10 protein-coding genes are annotated in these 7,046 nt (G+C 69.9%); 4 read left to right on the top strand and 6 right to left on the bottom strand.

What is annotated here, in order from left to right; genetic code table 11:
• Both VED21_RS31330 and VED21_RS31325 read left to right on the top strand, forming a co-directional pair.
• Positions 1-1,165: sensor histidine kinase (locus tag VED21_RS31330; protein WP_324889541.1), on the top strand; the 1,165-nt coding region annotated here is incomplete at its 5' end.
• Entirely contained in the window at positions 1,162-1,536 is a 375-nt protein-coding gene (locus VED21_RS31325) for a response regulator (RefSeq protein ID WP_324889539.1), read from the top strand. The genes VED21_RS31330 and VED21_RS31325, both read left to right, overlap by 4 nt.
• Positions 1,537-1,554: 18 nt before the next feature.
• Here VED21_RS31325 and VED21_RS31320 read toward each other — a convergent pair whose 3' ends face one another.
• A complete protein-coding gene (locus VED21_RS31320) occupies positions 1,555-1,929 on the bottom strand; it encodes a twin-arginine translocase TatA/TatE family subunit (protein WP_324889537.1) in 375 nt (124 codons plus the stop codon).
• A gap of 165 nt (positions 1,930-2,094) precedes the next feature.
• Here VED21_RS31320 and VED21_RS31315 point away from each other — a divergent pair, with 165 nt between their 5' ends.
• Together VED21_RS31315 and VED21_RS31310 are read left to right on the top strand one after the other, a co-directional pair.
• Complete coding sequence (locus VED21_RS31315) at positions 2,095-3,870, top strand: SLC13 family permease (protein WP_324889535.1); 1,776 nt, start codon at positions 2,095-2,097, stop codon at positions 3,868-3,870.
• A gap of 133 nt (positions 3,871-4,003) precedes the next feature.
• Positions 4,004-4,195, top strand: a complete 192-nt coding sequence (locus VED21_RS31310) for a hypothetical protein (protein WP_324889533.1) — start codon at positions 4,004-4,006, stop codon at positions 4,193-4,195.
• A 9-nt stretch (positions 4,196-4,204) separates the two neighbouring features.
• Here VED21_RS31310 and VED21_RS31305 read toward each other — a convergent pair whose 3' ends face one another.
• From VED21_RS31305 to VED21_RS31285, 5 genes are all read right to left on the bottom strand, one after another.
• On the bottom strand, positions 4,205-4,765 hold the full coding sequence (locus tag VED21_RS31305; protein WP_324889531.1) for a septation protein A: 561 nt from the start codon (positions 4,763-4,765) through the stop codon (positions 4,205-4,207).
• Positions 4,766-4,844: 79 nt separating this feature from the next.
• A complete protein-coding gene (locus tag VED21_RS31300; protein WP_324889529.1) occupies positions 4,845-5,606 on the bottom strand; it encodes a hypothetical protein in 762 nt (253 codons plus the stop codon).
• A gap of 58 nt (positions 5,607-5,664) precedes the next feature.
• A complete protein-coding gene (locus VED21_RS31295) occupies positions 5,665-6,051 on the bottom strand; it encodes a type II toxin-antitoxin system VapC family toxin (protein WP_324889528.1) in 387 nt (128 codons plus the stop codon).
• Entirely contained in the window at positions 6,048-6,284 is a 237-nt protein-coding gene (locus VED21_RS31290) for a type II toxin-antitoxin system prevent-host-death family antitoxin (protein ID WP_324889526.1), read from the bottom strand. The genes VED21_RS31295 and VED21_RS31290 overlap by 4 nt, the downstream gene beginning before the upstream one ends.
• A 74-nt stretch (positions 6,285-6,358) precedes the next feature.
• Positions 6,359-7,046, bottom strand: a 688-nt coding sequence (locus tag VED21_RS31285) for an AMP nucleosidase (protein ID WP_324889524.1), incomplete at its 5' end; no start/stop codon positions are given.

Below are 7,046 nucleotides of genomic sequence, written 5' to 3'. Positions count from 1 at the left end.
CACGCACGTCTCGGGCGTGCGCGCCCGCAACGACCGCTACCCCGAGCCTTACCTCACCATCCGGGTGCCGATCCGGCCGGCCAGCGGGCCGGTCACCCACTTGCTCGTCGTGGTGGTGCGGGCTTGGCAGGTCTCCCTGGCCGCCCGGGCCGCCGCGCCGCCGGAGGGCTGGCGCGTTGGCGTCACCGATCCCGACGGGGTCATCGCCGGGCGCGCCACCGCCGCCGACCCCAACGACGCGCTGGTCGGCGTCCGCAGCGTCCTCCCGTACGACACCCCCGAAGGCGAGGTCGTGCCGATCGTGACGCCGGATGGGCAGCGCCTGTACGCGGGCACCGCGCGCTCCCGCCTGTACGCCGGCTGGGCGGCCAACGTGGGCGTGCCGATGGCCGCGCTGGACGGCCCCCTGGCGGCGACGCGCTATTCCGTCGCGGTGGGCGGGCTGGTGGCGGTCTCCCTCGCCATGGCGCTGGGCGTGATGCTGGTGCGGGCCTACGCGCGCGAGGCGACGACGGAGCGCCTGGAGGCCAGCCTGCGGGAGAAGGAAACCCTGCTGCGCGAGGTCTACCACCGCGTGAAGAACAACCTCCAGATCGTCGACAGCCTGGTGGGCTTCCAGGCGTCGCGCCTGGACGATCCGCAGGCCAGGGACGCCCTGGCCGACCTCCGCCGCCGCGTGCATACCCTGGGATTGGTCCACCAGCAGCTGATGCAGTCCAAGGACCTCGCCACCTTCGACGTCCGTCCCTTCCTGGACGAGCTGTGCGCCAACGTCGCGCTTTCGTCCGGCGCCGACGAGCGGGGGATCCGGGTCGCCGTCGAGGCCGAGCCGTTGCGGGCCAACCTGGACTTCGCCGTTCCGCTGGGGCTGCTGGTGACGGAACTGGTCACCAACGCCCTCAAGCACGGCTTTCCCGACGGGCACGCGGGCGCCGTGTCGGTTTCACTGCTCACGCGGCCCGCGGACACGGTGGTCCTGGCGGTCGCGGACGACGGTCATGCCGGAGGGGGCCATGCCGGAGGGGGCGATCCCCTCCAGGCGCCGGGCGGCGTCGGATCGCGGATCGCCAAGGCACTGGTTGCGCAATTGGATGGGAGTATGGACGTCGTGCAGGACAAAGGAACCAGGGTCACCGTCACCATGCCGCACCCGGAGGCCGCATGATGCCGGAACGGGAAGGCTGCGTCCTGGTCGTGGACGACGAAGCGCTCATCGCCCTGTCGCTGTCGGACATGCTGGAGGAGATGGGCCTGCCCGTCTGCGGCACGGCGGCCACCGCACGGCGGGCCATCGAGCTTGCCGACCTGCACAGGCCGGTCCTGATCCTGATGGACGTGCGGCTGAAGGGTACGGAGGACGGCGTCCACGCCGCGCTGGAGATCCACCGGCGCCACGGCACGCCCGTCATCTTCATCACCGGCTCGCGCGAGCAGGAGACCATCGACCGCATCCACCAGGACCATCCGGCGGGCCTGCTGATCAAGCCGATCCTGCCGAAGCATTTGAAGGCGGAGGTCGAACGGGTGCTGGGATGACGCCGCTTGCCGGCCGGGTTACGCGCCGGGCGGCTTCGGCGGCAGGTCGCGCGGGGGCTCGGCCGGGGTCTCCGCCGGGGTTTCGATGCGTGGGGCGGTGACCGGCTCCGTCTCCACCGGGTTGGGCTGGACGGGCGCCGTGTCGACGGCCGTGTCGACGACGGTGGCATGCGGCGCCGTGGCCGCCGCCGCCGACGGGGGAGGCGCCGTGGCCGCCGCCGGAGGCGGGGCGGGCTTGTCCGCCTCGTCGTCGCTGTCGTCCTTCAGGCCGGCCTTGAAATTCTTGATGCCCTTGGCGACGTCGCCCATCACCTGCGGCAGCTTGCCCGCGCCGAACAGGACCAGCACGATCAGAAGCACGACGATCCAGTGCCAGATGCTGAAGCTGCCCATGGCCTTCCTCCTGCCGTTCGCCCCCTGACGGGCTTACCCGCTTCCGCGCCGCAGGGCAAGCGCGCACCGCCGCGGCCGGCGTACCTCCACGGATGCGAGGTTGCAGCGGCCACGCCCACGCTCCCATAATGCGCGCCTTTCCGGAAGGCAGCCGTCGGCAGGGGCATGACCGTCGAACAGATCTTCGTGCTGGTGCTCCTCGCCGGCGTCTTCGTCGCCTTCGTGCGCGAATGGGTGCCGCCCGACCTGGTGGCGCTGTGCACCACGGCCGTGCTGCTGGGCACCGGCATCCTGACCACGAAGGAGACGCTGGAGGTCTTCTCCAACCCCGGCGTCATCACCGTGGGCGCCATGTTCGTGCTGTCGGCGGCGCTGGAGCGCACCGGCTGCATCGAGGCGGTCGGCGACGCCGCCACCCGCGTCATGGGGCGCACGCAGGCCACCGCGCTGTTCGGGCTGGTGGCGCTGGCCGCCTTCGTCTCGGCCTTCATCAACAACACGCCGGTGGTCGTCATCCTGACGCCGGTGGCGATCCGGCTGTGCCTGCACATCAAGGCGGCCCCGTCGAAGATGCTGATCCCGCTGTCCTACGCGGCGATCTTCGGCGGCACCTGCTCGCTGGTCGGTACCTCGACCAACCTGCTGGTCGACGGCGTGGCGCAGCGCCTGGGCCAGCCGGCCTTCGGCCTGTTCGAGATAGCGCCGCTGGGCATCTGCCTGACGCTGATCGGCATCGCCTACCTGATGATTGCGGCCGACCGGCTGCTGCCGGTGCGCGACACGGTGGCGACGCTGCTGGACGAATTGCCGCAGCGCAAGTTCCTGACCGAGATGGCGGTGCTGCCCGACAGCGACCTGATCGGCAAGACGCTGGAGGAGGCCAAGCTGGCCACCGCCGCCACCGGCGGCCGGGTGGTGGACGTGGTGCGCGGCGACGAGAGCCACCGCCGCACGCTGGACGCCATACGTTTGCAGGCCGGCGACCGGCTGGTGCTGAAGACGGCGGTCGAAGGCGTGATGGACCTGCGCGGGCGCAGCGGCATCGGCTTCGCCTCGGAAAGCGGGCTGCAGCCGGTGGCCAGCCGCAGCACCGTGCTGGTGGAGGGCATCGTCGGCCCGCGCTCCAGCTTCGTGGCGCACCGCCTGTCGGAATTCAACCTGCGCCGGCGCTATGGCGTCTACATCGTCGCCGTGCACCGCCACGGCGAGAACCTGCGCGGCAAGTTCGAGGACGTGCGGCTGGAGGTCGGCGACACCGTCCTGCTGGAAGGCCCGGCGGAGGGGGTGCGCCGGCTGGTGGCGTCCGGCGACCTGATGAACCTGACGCAGCCCGAACACAACCCCGTGCGCCGCGACAAGGCGTGGATCGCCGTGGCGGCGGTGCTGGCCGTGGTGCTGTTGTCGGCCGGCGACGTGCTGCCCATCGCCGGGCTGGCGCTGATCGCCGCGGTGGTCGTGGTGGTGGCCGGCTGCCTGCCGCACGCCGACCTCTACCGCTCCATCGACTGGCGCATCCTGTTCATGATCTTCGGCATGCTGCCGCTGGGCATGGCGCTGGAGAAGACCGGCGGGGTCGAGCTGCTGGCCGGCAGCCTGACCGGCATGGCCGGCTCGCTGGGGCCGCACGCCATCCTGGCGCTGGTCTACCTGCTGGCGCTGGTGCTGACGGAGATCGCGTCGAACAATGCGGTGGGCGTGCTGCTGACGCCCATCGCCATCGGCATCGCCCAACAGATCGGCGCCGACCCGCGGCCCTTCATCGTCGCGGTGATGTTCGCCGCCTCGTCGGGCTTCGCGACACCCATCGGCTACCAGACGCACCTCTTCGTCTACGGGGCCGGCGGGTACAAGTACATGGACTTCGTGCGCATCGGTTTGCCGCTCGACATCCTGTTCTGGGTCGCGGCGACGCTGCTGATTCCCGTATTCTGGCCCTTCTGACCAGGGTTTCTCGTCCGCACACGCGCATTGGGGGTAGGTTATGTTGCAGCGCAGTAATCTGCGTTGACCTTGCCGTTGCGCCTATGCCAGCTTCGCCGCCTCCACGGGAGGGTGGAACAACGCAGGCAGGAACATGGCCGCAAAGAATCAGAGTTTGAGCCGGCTGCACGCGCTGTGCTGCCATTGTGGGCAGCCGGTCGAGGCGGGGCAGGCGCGCTGGGCGGGCGATCCGCAGGACCGCCCTTGGCACTATGCCTGCGCCGAACAGGCGGACCTCGTCGTGCCGCACCGCACCTGGATGCTCCAGGCGCGGCGCGCGTCATGATGGGCGCGGTCAGCGCGCGGAGGCCTGTTCCTCGTCCGTCACCTGGTGGCGCAGGATCAGCGGGGTCTGCAGCGCGCTGAACAGCAGGGTCAGCGGCAGGATGCCGAACACCTTGAAGTTCACCCAGGCGTCCGTCGTCATCGTGCGCCACACCGCCTCGTTGAGTGCGGCCAGCAGCAGGAAGAACCACGCCCAGCGCAACGCCAACGTCCGCCAGCCCTCGTCGGTGAGGGCCAGCACGGTGCCCAACAGGTGCTTCATCACGTTGCGCCGCGCGAAGTGGGCGGCGAACAGGACGGTGGCGAACAGCAGGTTGACCAGCGTCGGCTTCAGCTTGATGAACAGGTCGTCGTTCAGCCACAGCGTGAGGCCGCCGAACAGCAGGACGAAGCCGGCACCGACCAGCGGCATCACCGGCAGCCGCCGTTCGAAATGCCAGGACACGCCCAGCGCGACCAGCGTCGCCACCATGAAGACGGCCGTGCCGGTCATGATGCCGGCCTGGGCGTTGGTGAAGAAGAAGGCGGCCAGCGGCCCGGCCTCGGTGAGCAAGCGCACGTACGGGTTCATACCCATCACATAGCCCGAAGCGGCGCCGGGTGAAAGGGGGGAGAGGGCCGGGATGTGATCCGGCTCACCCGAAAGAACCTCAGAACGAGCGCTGCAGACCCACCAGCAGGCGGAAATCGGCCGAATCCGGACCCAGCCCGAAACCGGCCCCGGCGGCCAGCGCGGTCTTGTCGTCGAAGGCGTGGCGCACGCCGGCCTCCAGGTAGGTCTCGCGCTTGCCCTTCTCGCGCGACTGCTCGTGCACCACGTTGAAGGCCACCGCGGTGGCGGCGGCGACCGGCAGGTTGATGCCGGCGGCGGCAGAGTAGCGGTTGGCGCGCTCGTCGGACTCCCGGTCGAAGAGGTGCAGCCACGCGATGTTGAGGTGCAGGCGCGGCGCGCCGGGGCCGGATCCCAGCGGCTGCGTGGCGCGCAACTCGATCTGCGCCTCCACCGCGTCGCTGCCCGAGCCGAAGGGGAAGGTCACGCCCGGCTCGATGGTGATGCCGGGGCGGGTGCCGGACAATTCCAGCACATTGTGCTCGACCGACAGGTTGAAGGCGCCGCGCCCGGTGCCGGAGGCGTTGCCGAAGGCATAGCGCGGCTCCAGCTTCACCGCCCAGCCGCGGGCGACGCCGATCTCCAACTCCGCGTCGGGGAGATAGCGGTTGCGCTCGTCCTGGCGCTCGTAGGCGAAGCGCAGCTTCACCGCGCGGCTGCCGGCCTCGATCGGCACGGCGTCGTCGAGGGTGATGGGCAGGCCGCGCGACAGCTTCATGTGGTCGTCGCCTTCGGCCCGCGCCGCACCGGCGGCCGTGGCCAGAAGCATCAGCGTCCCCAGGGCGGTCCCGTGCGTGCGCATCCGCGTCCTCCCGATCCGGCATCCGCCGCGATAACAGCGGAGGGGGCCGAGGGTCGCGTCACCAGATCGTATCGGCGCCGTAGGCCTGGAAGATGGTGTCCGCCGTAACGATCGGCATCGCCTCGATCCGGCCTTGCGCGATGATCATCCGGTCGAAGGGATCCTTGTGGAACTCCTCCATCCGTCCGGCGAGCAGTGCGTGCGACAGCCGGACGTCGAGCACGCCGATCCGGCTCCTTTCCAGGTAGTCCTCGAGCCGATCAACCAGCGATATCGCCTGAGGCAGCTTTCCGATCCGGACTTTCGTCGCGATCTCCCATGCGCTGGCCACGCTTGCCAGCACCTCGTTCCCGCCGGTCCCTATCGCGGCGCGGGCCGTGGCGGAGAGATGAGGGTCGTCGAGGAGCCACCAGAGCAGCGCACGGGTGTCGAGGAGGATCCTCATGACTCCCACGCTTTGAGTTCGTCCTCCGGCAGGGGATCGAAAAAGGCCTCGGTGAGCGCGAACTCGCCCTTGGCGATGCCCGGTGTGCGGTCGGCGATGGGCGTCGCAACGGGAACGAGGCGGGCGACCGGCTTGCCGTCATCGGCGATGGTGACTTCTTCGCCACGGCTCACCTGTTCGAGCAGGCGCGGCAGATGCTTCGCCACCTCGTCCATGCTGACCATCTTGCCCATTCGGTGCCTCCATGCTCCAGGACCGACGCTGATGGAGACGGCCGGCCGGGTCAACGGCCCTATTGGAATGGCCTTTATTGGAACGCCGCCTCGGCGAAGCTGCGCAGCTTGCGGGAATGCAGCGTGTCCATGCCGTGCTCGCGCAGCAGTTCCATGGCCAGCACGCCGATCTTCAGGTGCTGGTCCACCCGCTCGCGGTAGAACTGGTCGGCCATGCCCGGCAGCTTCAACTGGCCGTGCAGCGGCTTGTCCGACACGCACAGCAGCGTCCCGTACGGCACCCGGAAGCGGAAGCCGTTGGCGGCGATGGTGGCGCTTTCCATGTCCAGCGCGATGGCGCGGCTCTGGCTGAAGCGCATCAGCGGCTCGCGGTGGTCGCGCAGTTCCCAGTTGCGGTTGTCGATGGTCGCCACGGTGCCGGTGCGCATGACGCTCTTCAACGCATAGCCGTCCAGGCCGGTGATGCGGCTGACCGCCGTCTCCAGCGCGCGCTGCACCTCGGCCAGTGCTGGCACCGGCACCCAGGTCGGCAGGTCGGCGTCCAGCACGTGGTCGTCGCGCACATAGCCGTGGGCCAGCACGTAATCGCCCAGTCGCTGGGTGGAACGCAGGCCGGCGCAGTGGCCCAGCATGATCCAGGCGTGCGGGCGCAGCACGGCGATGTGGTCGGTGATCGTCTTGGCGTTCGACGGGCCGACGCCGATGTTGACCAGCGTGATGCCGTTCCCGTCCGGCCGGGTCAGGTGGTAGGCCGGCATCTGC

It is taken from the genome of Azospirillum sp. (assembly GCF_035627195.1).
Taxonomy (GTDB): Bacteria; Pseudomonadota; Alphaproteobacteria; order Azospirillales; family Azospirillaceae; genus Azospirillum.
Note: the sequence above shows the minus strand (reverse complement) of the source record. Positions and strands in the feature narration are given on the sequence as shown.

What these genes read in the sequence shown, in the direction of transcription:
- VED21_RS31290 (WP_324889526.1), bottom strand. Translation starts at nt 6,284, where the DNA reads ATGGGCAAGATGGTCAGCATGGACGAGGTGGCGAAGCATCTGCCGCGC.
- VED21_RS31310 (WP_324889533.1), top strand. Translation starts at nt 4,004, where the DNA reads ATGGCCGCAAAGAATCAGAGTTTGAGCCGGCTGCACGCGCTGTGCTGC.
- VED21_RS31315 (WP_324889535.1), top strand. Translation starts at nt 2,095, where the DNA reads ATGACCGTCGAACAGATCTTCGTGCTGGTGCTCCTCGCCGGCGTCTTC.
- VED21_RS31325 (WP_324889539.1), top strand. Translation starts at nt 1,162, where the DNA reads ATGATGCCGGAACGGGAAGGCTGCGTCCTGGTCGTGGACGACGAAGCG.
- VED21_RS31300 (WP_324889529.1), bottom strand. Translation starts at nt 5,606, where the DNA reads ATGCGCACGCACGGGACCGCCCTGGGGACGCTGATGCTTCTGGCCACG.
- VED21_RS31295 (WP_324889528.1), bottom strand. Translation starts at nt 6,051, where the DNA reads ATGAGGATCCTCCTCGACACCCGTGCGCTGCTCTGGTGGCTCCTCGAC.
- VED21_RS31305 (WP_324889531.1), bottom strand. Translation starts at nt 4,765, where the DNA reads ATGAACCCGTACGTGCGCTTGCTCACCGAGGCCGGGCCGCTGGCCGCC.
- VED21_RS31320 (WP_324889537.1), bottom strand. Translation starts at nt 1,929, where the DNA reads ATGGGCAGCTTCAGCATCTGGCACTGGATCGTCGTGCTTCTGATCGTG.